Origin of the sequence: Micromonospora sp. NPDC047812 (genome assembly GCF_040704175.1) — a bacterium.
GTDB lineage: Bacteria > Actinomycetota > Actinomycetes > Mycobacteriales > Micromonosporaceae > Micromonospora.
Genome location: NZ_JBEYRY010000005.1, coordinates 308,517 through 331,287, shown reverse-complemented (window position 1 = coordinate 331,287; position 22,771 = coordinate 308,517). Strand labels below are relative to the sequence as shown.

The window sequence follows — 22,771 nt, the reverse complement described above, 5'->3', positions numbered from 1 at the left end:
CGCGCTGTGGACGAGCGCGCCACGAGCATAGCCACAGAATCTACCAGATGGTAGATTCTGCTTCTGATCGAGGAAAGGCCAGCTCAGAGAGGCTGCGGCAATGACAATCAGCGACCCGGGCCCCCCAGCGGCGCCCCTGGACGACACCTTCACGACCGGCCCGGACCTCGCCGCAGCCGCCGAGCTGACCTCCGGCAGCGACACGTGGCACACCACCGGCGACGGCAGGGCCCTGCCCGCTCTGACCCTGGCGGACGGGCCACACGGCCTGCGGCGCCAGACCACCGGCGGCGACGCCCTCGGCATCGGCGACAGCGTCGCGGCCACCTGCTTCCCTCCCGCCGTCGGCCTGGCCTGCACCTGGAACCCCGACCTCGTCCGCCACGTCGGCGAGGCTCTCGGCCGCCAGGCCCGGGCGCTGGGTGTCGACGTCCTGCTCGGCCCCGGCATGAACATCAAGCGGTCCCCGCTGGGCGGACGCAACTTCGAGTACTTCTCCGAAGACCCGTACGTCACCGGCACCCTGGCCGCCGCGTTCGTCGACGGCGTCCAGTCCACCGGAGTCGGCGCCTGCGTCAAGCACTTCGCCGTCAACAACCAGGAGACCGACCGCATGCGCGTCAGCGCGCTCGTCGACGACCAGGCGCTGCGCGAGGTCTACCTCGCCGGCTTCGAACACGTCGTACGCACCGCCCGGCCATGGGCGGTGATGAGCGCGTACAACGCCCTCAACGGCGTGCCGGCCAGTGAGAACCGGTGGCTGCTCACGGATGTCCTGCGCGACGAATGGGGCTTCGACGGCGTGGTCGTGTCCGACTGGGGCGCCGTACGTGACCGCGTCGCCGCCGTCCGCGCCGGATGCGATGTCGAGATGCCCCCCACCGGAACCGACCACCTGGTCCTCGACGCCGTCCGATCCGGCGACCTCGAACCCGACGCCCTGCACGCCGTCGGCGAGCGCCTGCGGCTGCTGGCCCGACGCGTCCGGGCCGGCGGCCACGACGACCGGCCCGCCCACACCCCGGACCAGTTGCCCACCGACCTGGCCGCCCACGGCGCCGACCTGGCCCGTCGCGCCGCGCGGGAGGCAGCCGTCCTGCTCAAGAACGATGGCGGGCTGCTGCCCCTCGACCCCGCCACAGCCCGGATCGCCGTCATCGGCGAACTCGCCCGCACTCCCAGGTACCAGGGCGGCGGCTCGTCACGCGTGGTCCCCACCGAGGTCTCCGCCCCGCTTGACGCGCTCACCGGCCGTCTCGGCCCGGCGGTACGCTACTCCCCCGGCTACACACTTGACGGCCTCGCCGACGAGACCCTGATCGCCGCAGCTGTCGACGCCGCCCGCGACGCCGATGTGACCCTGCTCTTCCTCGGCCTGCCGCCCGAGGCCGAGTCCGAGGGCTTCGACCGCGCCACCATCGCCCTGCCCGCCGACCAACTCCGACTGCTGCGGGAGACGACCGCCGCCACCTCTCACACCGTGGTCGTGCTGTCCCACGGCGGCGTCGTCGGCGTCGCCGACTGGCACCACCTGGTGCCGGCGATCCTCGACGCGTCGCTGCTCGGCCAGGCCTGCGGCGAAGCCCTCACCGACCTCCTGCTCGGCGACGCCGCCCCGTCGGGCCGGCTCGCCGAAACCGTCCCTCTGCGGCTCGAGGACCACCCCAGCCACCTCACCTTCCCCGGCCGCAACGGCCAGGCGCTCTACGGCGAGAGCCGCTATGTCGGCTACCGACACTTCGACACCCTGCGGCTACCTGTCGCCTACCCCTTCGGCCATGGGCTGACCTACACCACCTTCGACTACCGCGACCTGACCGTCGCCGAACACCGTCCCCACCAGTGGCAGGTCTCCTTCACCCTCGCCAACACCGGATCCCGTGCAGGCTCCGAGGTCGCGCAGCTGTACGTCGGCCGAGACGAACCGACGCCGACCCGCCCCCGCAACGTCCTGCGCGCCTACGCCAAGACGGAACTCGCCGCAGGCGAGTCCCGTCGCATCACCTTCACCGTCACCGCACGGGACCTCGCCGTCTGGGACACCCGCCACCAGCGGTGGTCCGTCGAACCCGGCGCCCACTCGGTGCGGGTCGGTGCGTCCGTCGCCGACATCCGGCTCGCCGGCTCCATCACCACGGACGGCGACCGGTACCTGCCGCCGCTGACGGCCACGTCGACCGTCGGCGAGTGGCGCGCCCACCCCGTCGGCGGGCCGCTGCTCGGCGGGCTGATGGCCGGCGCCCGCGTCGGGCGCGCCGCCCGGCTCGCCCCCGAGCTCCTGCGCATGGTCGACGCCACCCCACTGATCGTGCTGCGCACGTACGACCTGGGCCTGACCGACCAGGTCATCGACCTGCTGGTCGCCACAGCCGCCGAGCAGCGCGCAGACCTCGTCCGCACCGGCCCTTACCGCGACCGATGACCGACACATGCGCCCCCGTCCCGAGGAACCTCGTGCCTGCACACACCACGCCATCGCTCCTGCCCGCCGCCGACGCGCCCGGTGTTCCCACACCGACGTCGTTCCTGTGGGGCGCGGCAACCTCCGCCCACCAGACCGAGGGCAACAACGTCGGCAGCGACCTGTGGGCCCTCGAGGTCCGATCCGACTCGCCGCTGTCCGAACCCAGCGGCGACGCCTGCGACAGCTACCACCGCTGGCCCGAGGATCTGGACATCGTCCGGGACCTGGGACTCAACGCCTACCGGTTCGGCATCGAGTGGTCGCGCATCGAGCCCGCACCCGGTCGCATCTCACAGGCCGCGCTCGGCCACTACCGCCGCATCATCGACGGCTGCCTGGAGCGCGGCATCACTCCTGTGGTCACCCTCCACCACTTCACCAGCCCCGCCTGGTTCCGAACCTCCGGCGGCTGGACGGCGCCCGGCGGCGTCGAGACGTTCGCCCGCTACGTGCGCGCCGTACGCCCGATCCTCGACGGTGTCACCTGGGCCTGCACCATCAACGAGCCGAACATGCTCGCGATGGTCGCCGCCCGTGTCGGCGGCACCGATCCCGACCTCGTCGCGGGTGCCCTGCCGCCGCCCGACCAGCCCTTCGCCGAAGCTCTCATCCGCGCCCACCATGCCGCCCGCGACGAGCTCGCCGAGGTCGGCGGCCTGCGCAGCGGCTGGACGGTGGCCAACCAGACGTTCCAGCCGCTGCCCGGCGCCGAGGAGGCGGCCCGCGAGTGGGCGTGGTCGCGCGAGGACCAGTTCCTCGAAGCCGCCCGCCACGACGACTTCATCGGCGTGCAGGCATACACCCGCGTCGTCATCGGCCCCGACGGTCCGGTCCCACCCGATCCGGCCGCCCGGCGCACCCAGACCGGATGGGAGTTCTACCCCGAGGCCCTCGAGGCCGCCGTGCGCCACACCGCCGCCCGCATCCCGACCCCCATTCTCGTCACCGAGAACGGCATCGCCACCGACAACGACGACGAACGCCGCGAATACCTGCACCACGCCCTGACCGGGCTGGGCCGGGCTCTCGCCGACGGCGTCGACGTCCGCGGATACCTGCACTGGTCCCTGTTGGACAACTACGAATGGGGCAGCTGGCATGCGACCTTCGGCCTCACCGCCGTCGACCGCCGCACCTTCCAGCGCGTCGTCAAACCCAGCGCCCGCTGGTACGGCCGCCTGGCCCAGACCTGTCGGCTGCCCGGCGCCTGAACGGACGGACGACGATGGCTCTGATCACCTGTTCCTTCTACTCCGAGGTGCTCCAGACCAGCACCTCGATGACCGTCGCGTTGCCGCACCAACCCCCGACGGCGACCCACGACCGCACGGAACCACCGCCGGTGCTCTACCTCCTGCACGGACTCGGCGACGACGAGACCAGCTGGACCCGAAACAGCTCGGTCGAGCGCCACGCCGCAGATGCCGGCATCGCCGTCGTCATGCCCCGCGCCTCCCGCAGCTTCTACACCGACGAGCACCACGGCAGCCGCTACTGGACCTTCCTCACCGCGGAACTGCCCGAGCTCGTGGCACGGCTCTTCCGGCTTTCCGGACGCCGGCAGGACACCTACGTCGCCGGGCTGTCGATGGGCGGCTACGGCGCGATGCGGTGGGCCCTGCACCAACCGGAACGCTTCGCCGCCGCCGCCAGTCTCTCCGGAGTCCTCGACGTAGCCCATCCCACCGCCCGGCAGCTGCTCGACCAGGCGGTCCCCCACGCATTCGGCCCGCACGAACTCGCCGGCACCGACCATGACCTGCTGGCCCGGATCGGCACACGCCGCCCGACGGACGACCTGCGGCTCTACATCGGCTGCGGGACCGAGGACTTCGCCTACCCGTCCAATCGGAGGTTCGCCATCCGTGCCCAGGAGGCAGGATGGCAGGTGACCGAGGCATTCGCGCCGGGCAGCCATCAGTGGGACTACTGGGATGCCGCCATCAGGAACGTGCTGAGCTGGCTGCACGGACCCGCTGCCGGCGGCCGAGATGCCTGATGGTCGGAGCCGCACTTGTCGGAGCGGTCCGCAGGGTCGTCCTGGCCGGATCGGTGTCGATCGGTCACGCGCCCTCCTGCGGCCGATTCGGCACCTCCGAGGAGTCTCCGACGCGGAACTCGCCGCGCGGTTGGGCACCCTCGCGGCGTGCTGCCGGCCCGGCTGCCCGCCGGAGTAATTGCCGGTCAGCGCTTCCGCCGCCACGGGAACCGCCGCTGGCGGAGGGGACGACGTGGGTCTGTCCTGTCGACCACGGGCGACAGGAGGCGAGACGCAACCGCGACGACCGTCTACCGTGCCCGACCTGACGGATGCACGGGGGCTGATCGAGCGCTTCAACGCCGCCTGGGAGCTCGGTGACCTGAAGGCGGTGTCAGCATGCCTCGCCGACGACGTGACGTACTGCCCCAACGCTTGGGACGGCCCGGCCGTCACCATTCGCGGTCGGGACAACGTCACAGAGGCTTTCGCCGACCATTTCGGTCCCGGCCCCGGTCCGATACCCGGTCCTGTCTGGGCGGCTGACGACCGGATGGTGTGCGAGTGGCGGTGGCACGGGCCGAGGACGGCACGGTCCTGCGGGGACTGGACGCCCATCGGATACGCGACGGCCAGATCGCCGCCATGGACGTGTTCGGCAGGATCACCGCCGGCACCGAATCGGGCTAGGGCTGCCATGTCGATCATGGGAGCCTGAGGATGGCGCCGATGAGGACGCCAGGCCCACGCCGCGGCGGGAGTCGGGGCCGCAACCCCGGTCCGAGGACCAGGCGCAGCTCACCGACCACCCCGCCGCGGCGCTTGCGACCCGGGCCATGCGGTCCGCACCGGGGCGGAGACCGGCCCCGGCCTCGTGGCCGCCGGCCCGGACCCTCACGCCCGGACGAGCCGGTCCCCGTCGGTGGGAATCGTCAGTCAGCTGTTCAGGTTGGCCAGCAGCGCGTTGGCCATGCCCTGCTCACCCCTGGCGTTGGGGTGGAACGGGGCGGCGGCGTTCTGCGGGACCAGCCCCTCGACCCACCGGGTGCTGCTGCTCTTGCACGTGTCGTGGCCGACCGACGGCCCGTAGACGTCGGCGTAGCTGGCGTTGTTCGCGGCCGCGGTGTTGGCGAGCATCGTGTTCAGGGACTTCTGGACACCGCGCAGGTACGGCACGTCCTGGTAGGCGATCGGGACCACGGGCCAGCAGCCGTAGCCGCTGTCCGGCAGGATCGCCGGGTACCCGAGCACCACGACCCGGGCACCCGGGGCGGCCCGGCGGACCGCCTGCAGCACGGCGGTCACCTTCGGCGCGGTGGCGGCGATCCTGGCCTGCAACTGGTCGACGCCTCCGGCGGTGTACCTGTTCTTGCAGGGCGAGCCGAGCGGGCTGCTCAGGCTCGCCTCCGCGCAGTCGCTGATGATGCCGGAGAAGCCGATGTCGTTGCCGCCGATCTGCACCGTCACCAGCGTCGTGTCCGGGGTGACCGCGCTGAGCTGCGGGGGCAACGAGATGCCCAGCGCGCCGCTGCCGCCGACGAGGATGTCCTCGGTGGTGGCCCCGGAACAGCTCACGTCCGCGAACGCCGACGAGCCGGCGGCGGCGGCGACCAGCGACGGGTAGTTACGGCTGGAGCGCAGGCAGTTCAGGTCGACCTGGGTGGGGATCAGCGGACCGGAGGTGTACGAGTCACCCAGTGCGACGTAGCGCCCGGTAGGTACGGCGGCGTTGGCCGGTGCGGCGAAGGCGAGCAGCACACCGGCGGTGGCCGCGGCGAGCGCGGCCAGCCGGCTGGCCCGGAGGAACGACAGGCGGGGACGGATCATGGCATCTCCCAGAGGGGATCATGGTGGGTGCCGTGATTCTGTCCGCGTCGTCGTCGAACGTCAATATCGATGGACATTGCTACAGCCGGCGGCGGATGGCCGGGCGCTGTCGGTGGTGCCTGCTTCAATGCGGCGGACGTTCGGAGTCGGGAGGGCGAGGATCGGTGGGCACCTGGGGCAGCGGAAACTTCGACGGCGACACGGCCGCCGACCACCTGTCGGGCCTGACCGACCGGCTGATCGCCGAGGTCGCGGAGGCGATCTCCGGCGACCCGGTCGGCATCGAGCCCGACGAGTACTGGGGCGTCGCGGTGCCCTGCAACCTCGAGCTGCTGCACCTCATCGCACGACAGAACTACGTCGGGGTCAGCCTGCCCGACCGGACGACGATCGCCGGCTGGAAGAGCAGATACCTGGCCGTCTGGGACCGGACCATCGACGGCTTGGAGCCCGGTCCCGAATACCGGCAGCAGCGGCGCGCGATCCTCGTGCGCACATTCGACCAGCTCGCCGAGTTGGCGAAGGAGTAGCGACGGGCCGCCGGCAGGCCCAGGCGGGTGCCGCCACGGGCGTCACGACGGGCCCGGGTCCGGCCGGCGACGCGGCCCGGGCTGCCGCCGTCCCAGACGGGGCGTCGGCCGCTGGCCTCAGCGGGCTGGGCGGTTCCCTGCCAGGACTCCCACGAGCGTGACCAGGGCTACGGCCTGCGTGACGACCACCACGACCACCAGACTCGCCAGCGAGAACTCGTACAGGAGACCGGCCGCGGCACCGCCGATCAGCGCCCCCGCCCCTTGCACGGCGGCGAAGACGCCGTACGCGGTGGCCCGACGCTCCCGCGGCACGAGATCGGCGACCAGCGCCTTGACGGTGGAGTCCTGCACCCCCACGGCCGCACCCCACACCAGCGCCCCCGTCACCGCCAGCGGCAGACCACCGCCGAACACCAGGGCGGGGACGGCGGCGACCAACGCCGGCAACGCGATCAGCACCCACGGCCCGGCCCGGTCGTAGAGCACACCCGTCAGCAGGGCGGCGAGCGCGCCCGCGGCCATCGCCGCCGCGTACACCAACGGCACCGCCGCGGCCGCGACCACGCCCGCGCGGACGAGGTGGAAACCGATCAACCCGAACGTCACCAGACCCGCCGTGCACAGCGCCATCGCTGCCGCGAACACGTGGAACCGGGCAGGCAGCGGCTTCCGGCCCGCCACCGACGGGGTGCCTGCCGCCGTGGCCCCGTCGGCCGTCGGTGAAGCGGCCGCCCGCGCGCGGATGGTGAGCAGCAGCATCATCGCGAGCACGCCGGGCACGGTCAGGACGGCCAGGCCCGGCCACAGCGACCCCGCGGCCATCGCGACCACCGCGGCGACGAGCAGCGGGCCCGCGAAGGCGCCGACCTGGTCCAGCGCCTTGTGGACACCCAGTCCCCGCCCCAGGCCGACGCGGCTGGCGGCGTCGGCCAGCAGCGCCGACTTCGCCGGGCTACGGACCGCCTTGCCCAGTCGCTCGGCGAGGATCAACGCGGCGGCGACCGCGAGTCCGGCGCCGCCCAACAGCGGGGTGACAGCGAGCAGCGGCACGCAGACCGCGGTCAGCCCGTACCCGAGGATCGTCAACGACCAGTACCGGCGGGTCCGGTCCGCCAGTGGCCCGGACACCAGCCGCAGCACCAGCGCCGCCGCCTCACCGGCGCCGGTGACCAGCCCGACGACGACCGCCGACGCGCCCAGCGAGGCCAGCAGCGGCCCGTAGATCGAGCGGGCGCCCTCGTACACCATGTCCGCGGCCAGGCTCACCACACCGAACCCGACGACCACCCGCCACGCCGACCCGCCACCCCCGGCCGCACCCACCCCGCGCGCCGGTAGGGAGTCGACCGCCGACGGCCTACCGACGACATCTGCGGCGTCATCCACACGATCCACTTCCGGAGGCATGCTGGGCATTATCCGCAGCCCTCCACCGGGCGGCCGACGAGGCCGACGCGCTCCCGGCCGCGTCGAGGTCCGTCGCGGTACGAGACGGTCCGGCCGGGCGTCGACCGCCACCCGTGCCGCCGGTGTACCTGGCCGAAACCCTCTACCGGAGACCTCGCCGTCCATCGAACACCGACACGGCGAGGCTGGCGGTGGTGTACCGCAGGGTTTCCAGCGTCCGGTCAAAATCGGGAAGCCGCGTCCGCCTTGCCAGCGCTGGCCGCGAAGCCGCCGGGCGAAGGCGCGGCCGTCCGGGGCGTCGCCCGACGGTGACGGGGCGGCCACCACAGGTCAGTCGTGACGGTGACGCACGAGGTGGTCGATGTAGCGGATCGTGTCCTCGCGGTCGTCCTCGCTGATCGAGTCCCACAGGTCCGCCAACCAGTAGAGCGAGCCCGACAGCATCCAGGCCCACCCGCGCACCCAGGTCGCCTCGTCGAACCCGAGCGCCTCCCGGTAGGCGGCCCGCGCGCGGGCATCGAACAGGCTCCAGCCCGGCCGCACCTCGACCGCCGGATCGCCGCGGCCGAGACCGCCGAAGTCGATCACCCCGGTGAGCCTGCCCCGGTCGACCAGCAGGTTGCCTTCCAGGAGATCACCGTGCAGCCACACCGGCGGTCCGGGCCACTCGTCCGCCGTCATCGCCTCGTCCCACGCCGCGCTCACCGCCCGCCCGTCGATCCGGTCGCCAAGCACCGCGATCGACCGGCGGGTCAGCTCGTCCCGCTGCGCCAGAGGCACGCCGCGCTGAATCCCCTCCTTGACCGGCCCGCCCATCGGGTCGATCGCGATCATCGCGCGCACGAAGCCGGCGAGGTCGACAGCGAGGTCGACGAGGTCCTCCCCGGCTACCGGATTGCGCCCGTCCAGCCATGGCACGACCGTCCACGGCCACGGATAGTCCCCGCCCGGCCGGCCGACCGCGATCGGCACCGGCACCGGTACCGGCAGATGCGGTGCCAGCCGCGGCAGCCAGGTCGCGTCGGTCGCCACCTGGTCGACCGCCCACTGCGCCCGCGGCAGCCGTGCCGTCAGGGAATCACCCAACCGGAACAGCGCGTTGTCGGTGCCGTTCAACGGCTGCGGAACGATCGGCAGATCCGACCATTCGGGGAACTGCTCGTCGATCAGGGCGCGTACCTGCTCGACAGCGACGACGATCTCCCCAGGGCGCATCGGCGTGACCGTAAGACCCGCTGGATCATGCGGTCAATCGAATTCCGTCCACGCCGAAGCACGCGCCGGGTCGCCCGTTCGTACCCCGGCCCCGGCTTCGGCCTCGGGCGGCCGACCCGCCGGGTTCGCCGGTCGGTGTGCGACCGACCGGCGGACACCTCGGCTGCCTCGCGTCGTACCGATGTGACGAGGCGGGGTCGTGCCAATCCGGCGTCGGCAGCGCAGATCGTCAGGACGGCGAGGGTCCGCGGTGGTTGCCCCTCGTCGTTCCGGATCGGCCCTTCGACGGCCTGGTGACGGACTGGATACGGACATTCGACGAACCGTGACGAGAGCGCCGGCTTCCCCACGAAAATCGATGGTGCCAGGCCGCTCCTTGGGTTTGGGTGCACCCATGAGCATCAGTTTGAGCACCCCGAGCGTCGATGAGCTGTCACCAGCAGTGGACGCGCTCAAGCGGTGGCAGTACGACGGGGGACCGCTGCATCTGCATTCCGGCGATCTCGGGTGGCACTCGTTATGTGGTGCCGAGGCGACGGCGGCTGCCATCCGGATGTGGTCGCGCGACGGGAAGGTTCTCGCGATCGGGCTGCTGGACGGCCCCGAACTGGTGCGCATGGCCGTCGCTCCCGACTGGCGTGATGACGAGGCGCTGGCCCGCCGGCTCGCCGCTGATCTGGACGAACCAGGGCGTGTCCTGGCTTCCGACGGTGCGACCGTCGAAGCCCGAGGTGCGGAGCTTCTCACCCAGTTACTGCTGGAGCGGGGTTGGGAGCGGGATGAGCCGTGGACGACGTTCCACCGCAGTCTCTCGGACCCGGTACAGGACTGCGGTCTGCGCATCGAGACGATCGAGCCCGATCGCGCCGAGGTGTGGGTCGCCGTCCACTGGTCGGCGTTCCGCGGCTCGCCCTTCACTGATGCCGACCGACGCCGCATGGTTGGGCGTTGGCTCGCCATGGCCGGTGGCCCGTTCTACGCTGACGCACGCTGCCTCGCCGCATTCGATCAGAACGACGACGCCGTGGCAGTCGCGGCTGTGTGGTCAGCCGGCCCGGGGCGGCCAGGACTGCTGGAACCGATGGGCGTGCACCGCAGTCACCGAGGCCATGGTTACGGCACGGCGATCACGCTTGCCGCCGCTGCGGCCCTTCGCGACATGGGTTCGTCCAGCGCGAGTGTGTGCGTGGAGAGTTCAAACGTCGGCGCCGTGGCTACCTACGCCTCGGCCGGCTTCACGCCGTCAGACGAGGTGGCCGATCTGCGCCGCGGTTCCCGGTGAACACCGCGACGCCGCCGACCAGGATCCGCCCGACACCGGACTGATCACGCTCACGGTCAGCGAGGTCCGCCGTTTGACCAACGCCTGCCCCATCCGCCCGATCAGCGGCCTCGCCCTCCGTTCGCACTGGTCAGGCTGGCGATGCCAGCATCAAGCCCGAGCCCACCCCACACGCCGGCTCAAACTCGAACGACGGCTGTCGTACTAGTACTTCATCACGCAATAGACCACGGTGGGATTCGTGAATCGGTACCAGCGGTTCCATCTCTGGTCCCGCGTGCAGCTGTTTCCGTTGGTGGCGCCGGGCACGATGTCGATGATGTGGACGGTGCCCTTCGCCTTGCACTTCGGCGCCCCGACAATCCAGCCGTTGCCCGTCGGGAACCGGTAGCAGCGCAGACGCACCAGGTGGCGCTCCAGGCAGAGCCGATAGCCGCGTTCGGTGAGGTACGCCGAACCGGGGTCGGCGCACTGGCCCTGGGCGTAGTCCACCGAGACGACCCGGTAGGTGCCGATGCTGCCGTTGCAGTTGCCGATGCCCTGGAAGCTGCCCGTCACGCTGACGGCGATGCACTGCCCGATCCTCGCCGGCGGCGGGGGCGGAGCCGCCTGCGTCGTGGGGAGGATGGGCGGCGGCGAGTACGCCGGCTCGCGCGGAAGCTCCCTCGTCGTCCCGATCGGCTCGGGCAGGGGTCTCGCCGCGGGCTGGCCCTGCTGGCCGCCATTGGCCCTGATCAGGCCCACCCCGACCAGTGCGGCCCCGCAGACGCCGATCAGGCAGAGCGCCAGCACCGCAGCGACCACACCGATGATCAGGGGCGTGTTGGTCTTCGGCGGCGACGGTGGCAGCGGTGGCGGTGGTGGCAGTGGCGGCGACATCGGTGGTGGGGCCCCGGGCGCTGGTGGCGTGGAGGTCGGCTGGCCGGGCTCGCTCGGCGGAGGAGGCGACGTCACCCGCAGAGTGTCACACAGTCCCGCCCGGGTGCTCGCCCCTCCGTCCTGTGTGGTGCGTCGCTGCGGTCGTGATCTTCCAATCGACGGCCAGGGGCACGGCGTAGGCCCGGAAGACGCGGTGCCCTCGGCGCGTTTCGGCGGCCGGGCGACGTGCAGGTGGGCGATTCGCGGGTGGGCGATCTGGCGTGCCGCCGCGCTCATGGTTGCCGGGTGCGACGGCTATCGGCTCGACGGCGAGTGCCCGGGCAGCCGACGTCGGACCCATGCCGTGGCGGCGCGTGCGCTCCAGGCCACGGGTCTCACGCGTCGCGCAGCGCGTCCTGCACCCCGGTCTCGCGGCGCCCGAGGTGCACCGGATCGCGGCCGGAGAGGAGGTCCAGGGTGGCCTTCACGCAGGCGCCGTACTCACGGGTGGAGCTGATCCGCCACGTCCTGTCGTACCGGCGGGCGGTCTCGTCGCCGACCCCGTTGGCGTCGACGCCGAGCCGCCGGCACACCGTCACGGCGCGAGGCAGGTGGAAGGACTGGGTCACCACCGTCGCCCGTTCCACCCCGTAGACCCGCTTCGCGCGGGCGCACGAGTCGTACGTGTCGAAGCCGGCAGGGTCCAGCACCACCCTCGTCGCCGACACGCCGTTGTCGACCAGCCAGCGCCGCATCGCGGCCGGCTCGTCGTAGTCGGGGTTCATGTTGTCGCCCGAGAGCAGGATGGCGCGTACCTTGCCGGCGGCGAGCAGCCGCCGGGCGATCTCCAGGCGGCCGGTGAGGAACGGCGACGGGGTCCCGTCGGGGTGGACCTTGGTGCCCAGCACCAGGGCGACCGGCGCCTCCGGGACGTCCCGCTCGGTGAAGATGTGCCCGTCCGCCCCGCCGCGGATCCAGTGCACGCTGGCCACGGTGCCGCCGGTCAGGAGCACCGCGCCGACGACGGCCGCGCCGACGGCGCGACGCAGCCAGCGCGTACGCCGGCGAGCGGCCGGGCGCGGCCTGCGGGTCAGCTTGGGGAGTCGGGGCCGCATGGGGCGAGTATCCCAGGGCCGCCCGACGACCGTTCCCGCCCCTGGCCGTGCGCGGTCGCCGGCGACGGGGAGCGGTTGACCGGCCCCGGCGGCAGTGGCAAATGTGAGGCGGATCGGCACCTGTGCCGCCGATCCGGGCGTCCAGGTCGTGCTGCCGGCCGGCCGAGCGGTCAACCATGAGGTGCCGGAGGCCGGCCCGCTTCTGATGCAGCGAGCCGGCCGGGCGTCTCCGAGGTCACCCCCGGGATGGATCAGGCAGGCACGGTCCCGTTGAGGTACGCGTTGATCTGGTCGATCTCCAGCGCGTTGAAGACCTCAGGCTGGGCGGCGGCCTGGTTCGAGTTGATGATCCGCTTGAACAGGTTGTAGTGCGCCATCGACCGCAGCCCGATGACGCGGTTGGGGGTGACCAGGTAGCCGGTGCCGCCGGTGCTCCAGATGAGGTACATCAGTCCATCCTTAGTGACGATCTCGGGGGGAGATCCGGGGGCCCCGGCGTACGGGGCACCCGTGAGAACCGACTCGGGGTCAACTCGCTGACCGTTCGGCTGGAAGATCTCAAGATGCAGGTGCGGGCCGGTGGAGTGGCCGGTGGATCCCACGTTGCCGATGTGCTGGCCTGCGGCGACCTGCGCGCCCGTCCCGACTCTGGGAGCCTCCCGCATGTGCCCGTAGACACTCCGCCAACCATCGGCGTGCGTGATGGTGGCGTTGTGGCCGAGGCCGCTCGCGCTGTACGAGACGCTGGTCACCGTGCCCGCCGCGATCGAACGGATCGGATAGCCGAGGATCCCCGAGTAGCTGTAGTCCGTGCCGTTGTGCATCCTGGACTGGCCGGTGATCGGATCTGTCCGCATCCCGTACGAGGACGTGATCGGGACCCATTTGTCGAACGGCCGGTTCCATCTCGGCGTCGCGCCGTACGCGGCTTCCGCGAGCCACGCCTCCGGAATGATGCCGGCCGCCAGCGTGGCGGTGACCAGGCCGAGCAGATGGCGACGGTCGATGCCACGCGACGCCGCCCCATCCCCCGGCGATGTTTCGTCGAACGTCTGCATTCGGCCCCTTGCTCACGATGGATGACGAACGATCCGCACCGGGGAGACCGCCGACTGTGACTTCTGCTCAGTTCCGGGCCGCTGGTTCGGGACGGGCTGACCAACCCCTTCGGGCGGCGAACCAGCGAGCCCGCGTGCATCTGGGATCTTGGATATTAGGGGATCGAACTCCATTGGTGTCAAGGCTCGGTTCCGCCCGGCCGGTACGGCCCGAAGCCGCGTCGGTCGCCGCGTCGGCGTCGGCACTCGTAGCACGCCCTCGACGGTGCTGATGGGACGGGCCGGGTGGACTCGGATGACACGCGCTTCCTGGCGGTGGGCGACATCCCTGTGGCCCCGATTCGGGGACCATCGCGTCAGCGTGTGGCGGTGGCGGTGCGGACGGTTCCGCTGTGGGTCGCTGCGAGTGGGCAGACTTCACCCCCGCGTGTCGCAGCGTGACAGCTAGGACTTACGCGGAGCGGACACGAGCTGAGATCTTGAGGGGCGACGCGACCGCTGGCGACCGACCGTGGTCACCGGATGGACCACCTGGACCCGGACCGGACGCGCCCGCGGTCGGCGACCGCCCCGCCGACGGCCACAGAGCGTCCGCAGTGGACGACGCATTGACACGGGAGCGCGTACGCGGCCAGACTGACGCCACAACTCCATCAGCGCGTATGTATGGGGGAAGTCCGGTCGAAGTCCGGCGCTGGCCCGCAACGGTAGGCCGTCGAGATGCACCTCTGACGGCAAGCCCGAATACCCGACGTACGCGCGGAATCCGCTCCCCCACCCGTCGTGGCCCACGGGTCGGAGTCCCGGTCGACCCCGTGCTGCGGCGGTCGTCGGGCTTCTGACGACCGCCGGGCCGGAAAGGCGCTTCCGATGGTCGTCCGCCTGAGCCGGCACCGCCTGCTCGCCCTGCTCTGCGGTGTGCTCACCGCCCTCACCCTCGCGACACCGGCATCGGCCCACGTCTCCCCCACCTCGCCCGCCGGGGTCGGCCGGTCGGAGGCCGCGGCCGGCTGGCTGGCCCGGCAACTCGTCGACGGCGAACGCTTCGAGGTGGTCTTCGACGGCGTCGCCTATCCCGACCAGGGACTGACCCTCGACGCCGTGTTCGCCTTCGCCGCCGCCGGCGTCGCCGACGACTCGGGGGCCCGGGCGCTGGCCTGGGTCACCCGACCGGACATCCGCGACACCTACGTCGGCGACGGCACGACCGAGGCGTACGCGGGCGCGACCGCCAAGCTCGCCCTCGCCGTCCAGGTACGCGGCGGCGACCCGACCGGCGTCGGCGGCGTGGACCTGATCGCCCGGCTGCGCTCGTTGCAGGCCCCCAGCGGCCGGTTCACCGACCGGTCGGCGTACGGGGACTACAGCAACACGTTCAGCCAGTCCTTCGCCCTCCTCGCCCTGGACCGCACCGCGCAGGGCGCGCCCCCGGCGGCCGCCGCCTGGCTCGCGGGCACCCGCTGCCCGGACGGCGGCTACCCGGCGCTGCCCGCGCAACCGGTCTGCACCTCCGACGTGGACGCCACCGCGCTCGCGGTGCAGGCGCTGCGGGCCACCGACCGCCCGACCGACGCCACCGCGGGGCTGCACTGGCTGCTTTCCGTGCAGCGCGCCGACGGCGGTTTCGCCAACGCCGCCGGCACCCCGAACGCCAACAGCACCGGCCTCGCCGCGCAGGCGCTGCACGACGGTCACCGACCGCTGGCCTGGGCACGGGCGCGGGTGTTCCTCGCCGGACTCCAGGTCGGCTGCGCCGGGGCACCGGCCGACCGGGGGGCGGTCGACTTCGACGGCGCCACCTTCGACCCGGGCACCGCCGCCCGGGCCACCGGCCAGGCTGTCCTCGGCCTGACCGGCACCGGGTACGCCCGGCTGTCCGCGGCCGGCGCCACCCCGGGCACGCCAGTCCCCGCCTGCCCGTGACCCGTCCCGTCGCTCACCCGATTCCAGGAGGAACCGTGTTCCGTCACCGATCCACCGTGCGCGCACGGCTCGCCGGCCTGCTGGCCGCTGCCGTCGCCACCGTCGCCCTCACCGCCGTCGAACCCGCCCCACGGGCCGCGCACGCCGCCGCCTGCACCGGCACCTCCGGCGTCACCGTCGTGGTGGACTTCGCCGCGCTCGGCGGCGGCGTCCAGGTCGCCTGCGCCCCGGGCGACCCGGCCACGGGGGTGGCCGCCCTCCAGGGCGCCGGCTTCACGGTGACCGGCACCCAGCGCTGGGGGCTGGCATTCGTCTGCCGGATCAACGGCAAGCCGACCGTCGCGACCGATCCGTGTGTCAACACCCCGCCCGCCACGGCGTACTGGTCGTACTGGCACGCCTCCAGCGGCGGCGCCTGGTCCTACAGCACGTCCGGCGCGAGCAGCTACAACCCGGCCCCGGGCACCGTCGAGGGCTGGTCGTTCGGCGCGGGTGCCCCGCCGAGCATCGCCGCGCCCTGACCGCAGCCCCACACGGCGTGACCGCGGCGCCGCACCGGGTGTCGGTCACCTCCCCTGGCGTCGCGAGACGTGCGGGCGGTACGGTGTCGGCACCCGGTGCACGCCGGGTCCACAACTGCATACGTCCCGTGTGGGGGGAAGCCGGTGCGAAGCCGGCGCTGACCCGCAACCGTGAGCGAGGCCTCGGCCTCGCGAGCCGGAATGCCTCGCCCGGGACGAGCGGCTTCCACTGTCGAGGTTCACAGGGTGAAGTCCGGGCCACCGAGGCCCGCTCCACCCCGCTCATCGCGTCAGGCGAGCGGGGTGTCGCTGTCCCCGGGTGCTTTCCGGAGCTTCCACCGACCGCTCTGCGAAAGGCACCTCTCATGTCCCGGTCCCGCTCCCGGCGTCTCGGTGTCGGCGTGGTCACCGCCACGGCGGCGACGATCGCCGCGCTCACCGCCGTACCCCTGACCGTCGTGGCCGCGCCCGCCCCGGCCCACGCCGCCGCCGCGCGCGACGCGGCCAACTGGCTGGCCGGCGAGTTCGCCGACGGGGTGCTGCCCGGCCCGTTCGGCGGCCCGGACTGGGGTCTGACCATCGACGGGATCCTCGCCCTGTCCGCGACCGGGGTGGACGCGCCGGTCCGTCAGGCCGCGACGGCGCAGGTCGCGGCACATGTGCGGTCCTACAACAGCTACGACGACTGGGGCATCCCGGGCTTCACCGACGGCGGGGCGACCGCGAAGCTCCTGTACGCCGCCTCCGCCGCCGGAGCTGACCCCACCGACTTCGGCGGCTTCGACCTGCGGACGGAGACCCTGTCGCTGGTCGCCGGGGCGGACGCGGGGCACCAGCGGGGGCGGATCACCAGCCGCACCACCGCCGACAGCGGCCCGGACGCCAGCAACACCTTCGACCAGTCGTTCGCGGTGCTGGGCCTGGCTCGCAGCGGCGACGTGCCGCAGGACACCGTCGACTTCCTCGTCCGGCAGCAGTGCGCGGCCGGTGGGTTCCGGCTCTACCCCGACACCGCCGACGGCCCGTCCCCGTCCTGCGACGAGCAGGCCGGCGCCACCCTCGACGTCGACTCGACCGCGATGGCGGTGCAGGCGCTGCTCGCCGCCGCTGCCGACGGCGCCACCGGCGTCACCGAAGCTGCCGGCAAGGCCGCGGACTGGCTGGTGGACCAGCAGCACGCCGACGGGTCGTTCGGCGGTTCCGGCCCGACCACCGGCGCGAACTCCAACAGCACCGGCCTCGCCGGACAGGCTCTCGCCGCCGCCGGCCGCGACACCGAGGCCGCGCGGGCCGCGGGCGCGTTGGCCGCACTACAGCTCACCGCGGCAGACGGTGGCGCGGCCGCCGCCGACGCGGGCGCCATCGCCTACAACAGCGACAGCCTGGCAACGGCCGTCGCGTCCGGGATCACGGACAACGAACGGGACCAGTGGCGCCGCAGCACCGCGCAGGCCCTGCTCGGTCTCGTCCAGGTGCCGCTGGGGCGCATCGGACTCGTCTCGCCGCCGCCGTCCCCCGGGCCGACCCCGACCGGCACGGCCTCGCCCACCGCCTCCCCGACGACCACCACCTCCCCCACGCCCACCGGGTCACCGACGCCGACCGCGCCGGCCAGCCCGACACCGAGCCCGTCCGCGACCACCGTGCCGCCGACGCCGTCCGCCACCGCATCGGCGACCGTCGCCCCGAGTGCGTCCCCGACCACCCCCGGCCTGGGCGGGCTGCCGACGACCGGCGCGGCGATCACCAGCTACGTGCTGATCGCGTTCCTGCTGGTCGGAGGCGGGGTGCTGCTCCTCGTGCTCGGCCGTCGGCGGGCGGCATGACCGTCCGGGCCGCCCGCGCCGGTCTGGTCGTCGCCCTCGCCGCCGCCGGCACGATGGCCGGATCGGGCACCCCCGCGAGGGCCGCCGGCTCGGCCGGCTACTGCCCCGACGCCTCCGGGGTGACCGTGGTGGTCGACTTCAACGAACTCGGCGGCGGGACCGTGGTGCGGTGCGCCCGGGGCGAGCAGTCCACCGGCCTGGCGGCGCTCAAGAACGCCGGCTTCCAGATCACCGGCACGCTGCGCTGGGGCGAGGGGTTCGTCTGCCGGATCGAGGGCAAGCCGTCGACGGCGTCCGAGAAGTGCGTCGACACGCCGCCCGCCAGCGCCTACTGGTCGTACTGGCACGCGGCCAGCGGCGGCAGCTGGACGTACAGCGACAAGGGTGTGCTCAACCGCAAGCCGCCGGCCGGCAGCTTCGAGGGCTGGTCGTTCTCCCTCAACCGTGCTGCCAACGACGCGCCCCGACCGGGCGCGGCGCCGAGGCGGCCCGCTCCCCCGCCCTCGCCACAGCCCCCGCCGCCACCGGCACCGCCCACCCAGGGCGGCGGCCCGGTCGGCCGACCGCCGGCAGGAGACGGCGGACCGGTCGCGCCGCCGGCCGCCACCGCGGGCCGCCCCGGTGCGGCAGGACCGGTGCCGGGCTCCTCCGGGCCCGCGCTGCTCCCCACCGGTACGCCGACGGCCAGTGGCCCGGGCCCGACGCCGAGCGCGGGAGCCGCGACACCACCTGCGGGCGGTGCCGCCGGCTCACCGTCGGGCAGCTCCGTCGACCAGCCGGTGGTGACCGAGGTCGCCGCCTCCCGTGACGGTCGCGGTGTTCCGCTGGGCACGACGGCCGGCGTGCTGCTGCTGGTCGCGCTCGGCGTGGGCGGCCTGATGGCCGCGCGGCGACGGCGGGCCGTCGAGCCGGATGACTGACCGGAGCATTCGCCAGGCGGAGTTGTCCGGAGGGGCCGACCGGAGACGGTCCGTGGGCCGGGTGCCGCGACTGCCCCGGGCGCTGCACCCCGGCGCGTGGTGGCTGTGGGCGCTCGGCCTGGCCACCGCGGCCAGCCACACCACCAATCCGTTGCCGCTGGGCCTGCTCGTCGCCGTCGCCGCGCTGGTGGTCGTCCGGCGGCGGGGAGACGCGCCCTGGGCGCTGGCGTTCCGGATGTACCTGGTGCTCGGCGCGGTGATCGTGGCGATGCGGGTGGTGTTCCGGATCGTGTTCGGCGGCGGGCAGGGCGAGCACGTGCTCGTCCGGCTTCCCGAGATTCCCCTGCCCGCGTGGGCGGCGGGAATTCGCCTGTTCGGGCCCGTCGCCGCCGAGCAGCTCCTCGGCGGGTTCTACGACGGGCTGCGGCTGGCCACGATGCTGGTCTGCCTGGGCGCGGCGAACGCCCTGGCCAACCCGAAGCGGCTGCTCAAAGCCGTGCCCGGGGCCCTGTACGCGGTGAGCACGGCCGTGGTGGTGGCGCTGTCGGTCGCCCCGCAACTGGTGGAGAGCGTGCTGCGGGTCCGCCGGGCGCGCCGGCTGCGGGGTGCCTCCGGCCGGGGAGTACGGGCGTTGCGGGGCATCGCGCTGCCGGTGCTGGCCGACGCGCTGGACCGGTCCCTGGCCCTGGCCGCGGCGATGGACTCCCGGGGCTACGGCCGCACCTCGGCGGTGCCCGCCGGGCAGCGCGCCGTCACCGGTGCGCTGGTGCTCGGCGGGCTGGTCGGCGTCTGCGCCGGCACGTACGGGCTGCTCGACGCCACCGGACCCGGTTACCTGGGTCTGCCGATGCTCCTCGTCGGCCTGTCGACCGCCGTGACCGGCATGCTGCTGGCCGGCCGTCGGGTGCGCCGCAGCCGCTACCGACCGGACCACTGGCGGGGCGCGGAACTGCTCGTGGCCGGCTGCGGGGTGGGCACCGCCGCGCTGACGGTACTGGCCGGTTCGGTCGATCCGGAGCTGCTGTATCCGCCGGTCAGCCCACTGACCTGGCCCGAGCTGACACCGCTGGTGCTGCTCGCCGTCGTGGTCGCGGCGGCACCGGCCTGGTTGGCGCCGCCTCCCGCGCTCGCCCGACCGGCCGCCGCGCGCAACGCCGGCCCGCCGCCTGGACCACGTGCTCCCGTCGGCGCCGCACCGGCGGGTGGAGCGGGTCGCCCGACGTCGTCGTCCCGCGCGCAGGAAGGCCCTTCGTGATCGACTTCGACCGGGTGACCGTCCGTTACGCCGAGAGCGACCGCCCGACCCTGCGGGACGTGACGCTCCACATCGGCGAGGGCGAGCTGTGCCTCGTCGTCGGCCGCACGGGAACGGGCAAGTCCACGCTGCTGCGGGCGATCAACGGGCTGGTGCCGCACTTCACCGGCGGCACCCTGCACGGCAGCGTGACGGTGGACGGCCGGGACACCCGCCGTCATCCGCCGCGTGACCTCGCCGACGTCGTCGGCGTCGTCGGGCAGGACCCGCTGTCCGGGTTCGTCACCGACACCGTCGAGGAGGAACTCGCCTACGGGATGGAGCAGCTCGCCCTGCCGGCGACGGTGATGCGCAAGCGCGTCGAGGAGACCCTCGACCTGCTCGGCATCGCCGAACTTCGCGACCGGCCGCTGCGGACACTGTCCGGCGGGCAGCAGCAGCGCGTCGCCATCGGGGCGGTACTCACCGCCCACCCGAAGGTGCTGGTGCTCGACGAGCCCACCTCCGCGCTGGACCCCACGGCGGCCGAGGACGTGCTCGCCGTGGTGACCCGGCTGGTGCACGACCTCGGCGTGACGGTGGTGCTGGCCGAGCACCGGTTGGAGCGGGTCGTGCAGTACGCCGACCGGCTGCTCCACCTGCCCGGTGACGGTCGGGTGGTGGACGGGGAGCCGGCCGCCGTGCTCGACGGTGTCGACATCGCACCGCCGCTGGTCGAGTTGGGCCGTCTCGCGGGTTGGACGCCGTTGCCGCTGTCGGTGCGCGACGCCCGCCGGCGGGCGGCCGCCCTGCGCCACCGGCTCGCCGACGCGGTACCGGCTGACGCGGCGGTCCCGAACGTGTCCACCGTGCTGACGGCGCGCAAGGTCGTCGTGCGCTATCCGGGGACGGTCGCCGTGGCGGGCGTCGACGTCGACCTGGCTCCGGGCCGGATCGTGGCGTTGATGGGCCGTAACGGCTCCGGCAAGTCCAGCCTGCTCTGGGCGTTGCAGGGCAGCGGCCCCCGCCACGGCGGCACCGTCGCGGTGGTCGACGCGCGGGGCACCGTCGACCCGAAGGCCCTGCCGGCGGGCCGGGCCCGTCGTCATGTGGGGTTGGTCCCGCAGACCCCCGGTGATCTGCTGTACCTGGAGACGGTGCAGGCCGAGTGCGACCAGGCCGACCGGGAGACCGGAGCGCCCGCCGGCACCTGTCGGTCGCTGCTCGACCAGCTCACCCCGGGGCTACCCGCGGACCGGCACCCCCGTGACCTGTCCGAGGGGCAGCGGCTCGCGCTCGCGCTCGCCGTCCAGCTCACCGCCGCCCCGCCGGTGATCCTGCTCGACGAGCCGACCCGTGGCCTGGACTACCGCGCCAAGCGGCAGTTCACCGCTGTCGTCCGAGGGTTGGCCGCCGCCGGCCGGGCGGTGATGATCGCGACGCACGACGTCGAGCTCGTCGCGGCCCTCGCCGACCGGGTCGTGGTGATGGCCGAGGGGGAGATCGTCGCCGACGGCACCACGGCGGAGGTCATGCTCGCCTCGCCGGCGTTCGCCCCGCAGGTGGCCAAGGTTCTCGCTCCCGCGCCGTGGCTGACCGTGGAGCAGGTCGCGGCCGCGCTGGCCACGACCCGGGAGCCGGGGTGAGCGTGCTGCGGGTCGCCCCGCGCACCGCTGCCGTGCTGGTGCTGGCCTCCGCCGCCGCACTGGCGACCTTCACCTGGCCGTTCTTCGTCCCCGCCGATCCCGAGAGCACCGCCCGCACCGGCGAGGCGCCGCTGGTGTTCCTCGTGGTGCTGCCGGTGCTCGTGGCCCTGGTGCTGGCCGAACTCAGCTCCGGCGGCATCGACAGCAAGGCGTTGGCGATGCTCGGGGTGCTCGCGGCCGTCAACGCCGCGCTGCGCCCGCTCGGCGCCGGCACCGCGGGCATCGAGACGGTGTTCTTCCTCCTCGTCCTCGCCGGCCGGGTGTTCGGGCCGGGGTTCGGCTTCCTGCTCGGCTCGACGTCGTTGTTCGCCTCCGCACTGCTCACCGCGGGGGTCGGGCCGTGGCTGCCGTTCCAGATGCTGGCCGCGTCCTGGATCGGGCTCGGCGCCGGCCTGCTACCGGGCAGGCTGCGGGGCCGGGCGGAGATCGCCGCCCTGGCCGGCTACGGCGTACTCGCGGCCTACGGCTACGGGCTGCTGATGAACCTGTGGTTCTGGCCGTTCAGCATCGGCGCGGACACCCAGCTCTCCTACGTCGCCGGAGCGCCGCTGCTGGAGAACCTGCACCGCTTCGCCGTGTTCACGGCGGTCACCTCCACCTTCGGCTGGGACACCGGCCGCGCGATCACCACCGCCGTGGCGATCGTCCTCGCCGGCCCCGCGGTCCTCGCCGCGCTGCGCCGTGCCGCCCGAAGAGCCGCGTTCGGCGCACCGGTCACCTTCGCCGCGCCCGACCCGCAGCCGGCCACGGCCACCACACCTCCGGACAGCACGCGTGAGGGGAACGTTCACGCAGAGCCGACACCACCGCCGCCCGGAGACGTGACCGGCGGCGGGGAGCGCGCGAGCCCGACGTGAAGGACGGTCGCCCTCCGCGACAGAAAGCGCGGAGGGCGACCGGGTGC

General features: G+C 73.3%; 19 protein-coding genes, 1 pseudogene and 2 riboswitches. Of the genes and pseudogenes, 14 read left to right on the top strand and 6 right to left on the bottom strand.

Translation table 11 applies throughout. The features are described 5' to 3' along the window. Positions 1-100: 100 nt before the first annotated feature. The 5 genes and pseudogenes from AB0883_RS21320 to AB0883_RS21300 all read left to right on the top strand — a co-directional run bounded on the left by AB0883_RS21320 (position 101) and on the right by AB0883_RS21300 (position 5,132). Complete coding sequence (locus tag AB0883_RS21320; protein WP_366642896.1) at positions 101-2,422, top strand: glycoside hydrolase family 3 C-terminal domain-containing protein; 2,322 nt, start codon at positions 101-103, stop codon at positions 2,420-2,422. A 32-nt stretch (positions 2,423-2,454) separates the two neighbouring features. After that, entirely contained in the window at positions 2,455-3,675 is a 1,221-nt protein-coding gene (locus AB0883_RS21315) for a family 1 glycosylhydrolase (RefSeq protein ID WP_366642895.1), read from the top strand. A 14-nt stretch (positions 3,676-3,689) separates the two neighbouring features. After that, complete coding sequence (locus AB0883_RS21310; protein ID WP_366642894.1) at positions 3,690-4,463, top strand: alpha/beta hydrolase family protein; 774 nt, start codon at positions 3,690-3,692, stop codon at positions 4,461-4,463. Between the two features lie 232 nt (positions 4,464-4,695). Continuing rightward, positions 4,696-4,977 (top strand): annotated as a pseudogene (locus AB0883_RS21305) (nuclear transport factor 2 family protein); the annotation flags it as partial. A 29-nt stretch (positions 4,978-5,006) separates the two neighbouring features. Next, the gene (locus AB0883_RS21300; RefSeq protein WP_366643030.1) at positions 5,007-5,132 is read left to right on the top strand and encodes a hypothetical protein; all 126 of its coding nucleotides are present in this window, start codon (positions 5,007-5,009) and stop codon (positions 5,130-5,132) included. Between the two features lie 246 nt (positions 5,133-5,378). Here AB0883_RS21300 and AB0883_RS21295 read toward each other — a convergent pair whose 3' ends face one another. Further along, positions 5,379-6,269, bottom strand: a complete 891-nt coding sequence (locus tag AB0883_RS21295) for an SGNH/GDSL hydrolase family protein (RefSeq protein ID WP_366642893.1) — start codon at positions 6,267-6,269, stop codon at positions 5,379-5,381. Positions 6,270-6,433: 164 nt separating this feature from the next. Here AB0883_RS21295 and AB0883_RS21290 point away from each other — a divergent pair, with 164 nt between their 5' ends. Beyond that, on the top strand, positions 6,434-6,799 hold the full coding sequence (locus tag AB0883_RS21290) for a DUF4259 domain-containing protein (protein WP_366642892.1): 366 nt from the start codon (positions 6,434-6,436) through the stop codon (positions 6,797-6,799). 117 nt (positions 6,800-6,916) lie between these two features. On the opposite strand, the gene AB0883_RS21285 is transcribed toward AB0883_RS21290, so the two are convergent. Together AB0883_RS21285 and AB0883_RS21280 are read right to left on the bottom strand one after the other, a co-directional pair. Further along, entirely contained in the window at positions 6,917-8,125 is a 1,209-nt protein-coding gene (locus tag AB0883_RS21285) for an MFS transporter (RefSeq protein WP_366642891.1), read from the bottom strand. Between the two features lie 414 nt (positions 8,126-8,539). Beyond that, a complete protein-coding gene (locus AB0883_RS21280; protein WP_366642890.1) occupies positions 8,540-9,424 on the bottom strand; it encodes an aminoglycoside phosphotransferase family protein in 885 nt (294 codons plus the stop codon). Positions 9,425-9,818: 394 nt separating this feature from the next. Between AB0883_RS21280 and AB0883_RS21275 the strand changes: the two genes are divergently transcribed. Then, a complete protein-coding gene (locus AB0883_RS21275; protein ID WP_366642889.1) occupies positions 9,819-10,706 on the top strand; it encodes a GNAT family N-acetyltransferase in 888 nt (295 codons plus the stop codon). A gap of 204 nt (positions 10,707-10,910) precedes the next feature. Here AB0883_RS21275 and AB0883_RS21270 read toward each other — a convergent pair whose 3' ends face one another. From AB0883_RS21270 to AB0883_RS21260, 3 genes are all read right to left on the bottom strand, one after another. Continuing rightward, entirely contained in the window at positions 10,911-11,585 is a 675-nt protein-coding gene (locus AB0883_RS21270; RefSeq protein WP_366642888.1) for a hypothetical protein, read from the bottom strand. Between the two features lie 374 nt (positions 11,586-11,959). Then, positions 11,960-12,679 (bottom strand): ElyC/SanA/YdcF family protein, encoded by a 720-nt coding sequence (locus AB0883_RS21265; protein ID WP_366642887.1) that lies wholly within the window; start codon positions 12,677-12,679, stop codon positions 11,960-11,962. Between the two features lie 251 nt (positions 12,680-12,930). Beyond that, the gene (locus tag AB0883_RS21260) at positions 12,931-13,737 is read right to left on the bottom strand and encodes a peptidoglycan DD-metalloendopeptidase family protein (RefSeq protein ID WP_366642886.1); all 807 of its coding nucleotides are present in this window, start codon (positions 13,735-13,737) and stop codon (positions 12,931-12,933) included. 623 nt (positions 13,738-14,360) lie between these two features. Further along, positions 14,361-14,508: riboswitch (cobalamin riboswitch) on the top strand. A gap of 99 nt (positions 14,509-14,607) precedes the next feature. Here AB0883_RS21260 and AB0883_RS21255 point away from each other — a divergent pair. From AB0883_RS21255 to AB0883_RS21225, 7 genes are all read left to right on the top strand, one after another. Beyond that, on the top strand, positions 14,608-15,660 hold the full coding sequence (locus AB0883_RS21255) for a peptidase (RefSeq protein WP_366642885.1): 1,053 nt from the start codon (positions 14,608-14,610) through the stop codon (positions 15,658-15,660). Between the two features lie 35 nt (positions 15,661-15,695). After that, positions 15,696-16,181, top strand: a complete 486-nt coding sequence (locus AB0883_RS21250) for a hypothetical protein (RefSeq protein ID WP_366642884.1) — start codon at positions 15,696-15,698, stop codon at positions 16,179-16,181. Positions 16,182-16,269: 88 nt separating this feature from the next. Continuing rightward, positions 16,270-16,410: riboswitch (cobalamin riboswitch) on the top strand. A 136-nt stretch (positions 16,411-16,546) separates the two neighbouring features. Continuing rightward, the gene (locus AB0883_RS21245; protein WP_366642883.1) at positions 16,547-18,007 is read left to right on the top strand and encodes a prenyltransferase/squalene oxidase repeat-containing protein; all 1,461 of its coding nucleotides are present in this window, start codon (positions 16,547-16,549) and stop codon (positions 18,005-18,007) included. Next, positions 18,004-18,927 carry a hypothetical protein gene (locus AB0883_RS21240; protein ID WP_366642882.1) on the top strand — a complete coding sequence of 308 codons (924 nt, stop codon included), beginning with the start codon at positions 18,004-18,006 and terminating at the stop codon, positions 18,925-18,927. The genes AB0883_RS21245 and AB0883_RS21240 overlap by 4 nt, the downstream gene beginning before the upstream one ends. After that, the gene (locus AB0883_RS21235) at positions 18,920-20,182 is read left to right on the top strand and encodes a CbiQ family ECF transporter T component (RefSeq protein ID WP_366642881.1); all 1,263 of its coding nucleotides are present in this window, start codon (positions 18,920-18,922) and stop codon (positions 20,180-20,182) included. The genes AB0883_RS21240 and AB0883_RS21235 overlap by 8 nt, the downstream gene beginning before the upstream one ends. After that, positions 20,179-21,807: an ATP-binding cassette domain-containing protein gene (locus tag AB0883_RS21230; RefSeq protein WP_366642880.1), complete on the top strand. Its 1,629-nt coding sequence runs from the start codon at positions 20,179-20,181 to the stop codon at positions 21,805-21,807. Before AB0883_RS21235 ends, AB0883_RS21230 begins: the two co-directional genes overlap by 4 nt. Continuing rightward, positions 21,804-22,724: an ECF transporter S component gene (locus tag AB0883_RS21225; protein WP_366642879.1), complete on the top strand. Its 921-nt coding sequence runs from the start codon at positions 21,804-21,806 to the stop codon at positions 22,722-22,724. Before AB0883_RS21230 ends, AB0883_RS21225 begins: the two co-directional genes overlap by 4 nt. Positions 22,725-22,771: the final 47 nt, after the last annotated feature.

What these genes read in the sequence shown, in the direction of transcription:
- AB0883_RS21295 (WP_366642893.1), bottom strand. Translation starts at nt 6,269, where the DNA reads ATGATCCGTCCCCGCCTGTCGTTCCTCCGGGCCAGCCGGCTGGCCGCG.
- AB0883_RS21310 (WP_366642894.1), top strand. Translation starts at nt 3,690, where the DNA reads ATGGCTCTGATCACCTGTTCCTTCTACTCCGAGGTGCTCCAGACCAGC.
- AB0883_RS21255 (WP_366642885.1), top strand. Translation starts at nt 14,608, where the DNA reads ATGGTCGTCCGCCTGAGCCGGCACCGCCTGCTCGCCCTGCTCTGCGGT.
- AB0883_RS21245 (WP_366642883.1), top strand. Translation starts at nt 16,547, where the DNA reads ATGTCCCGGTCCCGCTCCCGGCGTCTCGGTGTCGGCGTGGTCACCGCC.
- AB0883_RS21265 (WP_366642887.1), bottom strand. Translation starts at nt 12,679, where the DNA reads ATGCGGCCCCGACTCCCCAAGCTGACCCGCAGGCCGCGCCCGGCCGCT.
- AB0883_RS21260 (WP_366642886.1), bottom strand. Translation starts at nt 13,737, where the DNA reads ATGCAGACGTTCGACGAAACATCGCCGGGGGATGGGGCGGCGTCGCGT.
- AB0883_RS21320 (WP_366642896.1), top strand. Translation starts at nt 101, where the DNA reads ATGACAATCAGCGACCCGGGCCCCCCAGCGGCGCCCCTGGACGACACC.
- AB0883_RS21270 (WP_366642888.1), bottom strand. Translation starts at nt 11,585, where the DNA reads ATGTCGCCGCCACTGCCACCACCGCCACCGCTGCCACCGTCGCCGCCG.
- AB0883_RS21240 (WP_366642882.1), top strand. Translation starts at nt 18,004, where the DNA reads ATGACCGTCCGGGCCGCCCGCGCCGGTCTGGTCGTCGCCCTCGCCGCC.
- AB0883_RS21275 (WP_366642889.1), top strand. Translation starts at nt 9,819, where the DNA reads ATGAGCATCAGTTTGAGCACCCCGAGCGTCGATGAGCTGTCACCAGCA.
- AB0883_RS21280 (WP_366642890.1), bottom strand. Translation starts at nt 9,424, where the DNA reads ATGCGCCCTGGGGAGATCGTCGTCGCTGTCGAGCAGGTACGCGCCCTG.
- AB0883_RS21235 (WP_366642881.1), top strand. Translation starts at nt 18,920, where the DNA reads ATGACTGACCGGAGCATTCGCCAGGCGGAGTTGTCCGGAGGGGCCGAC.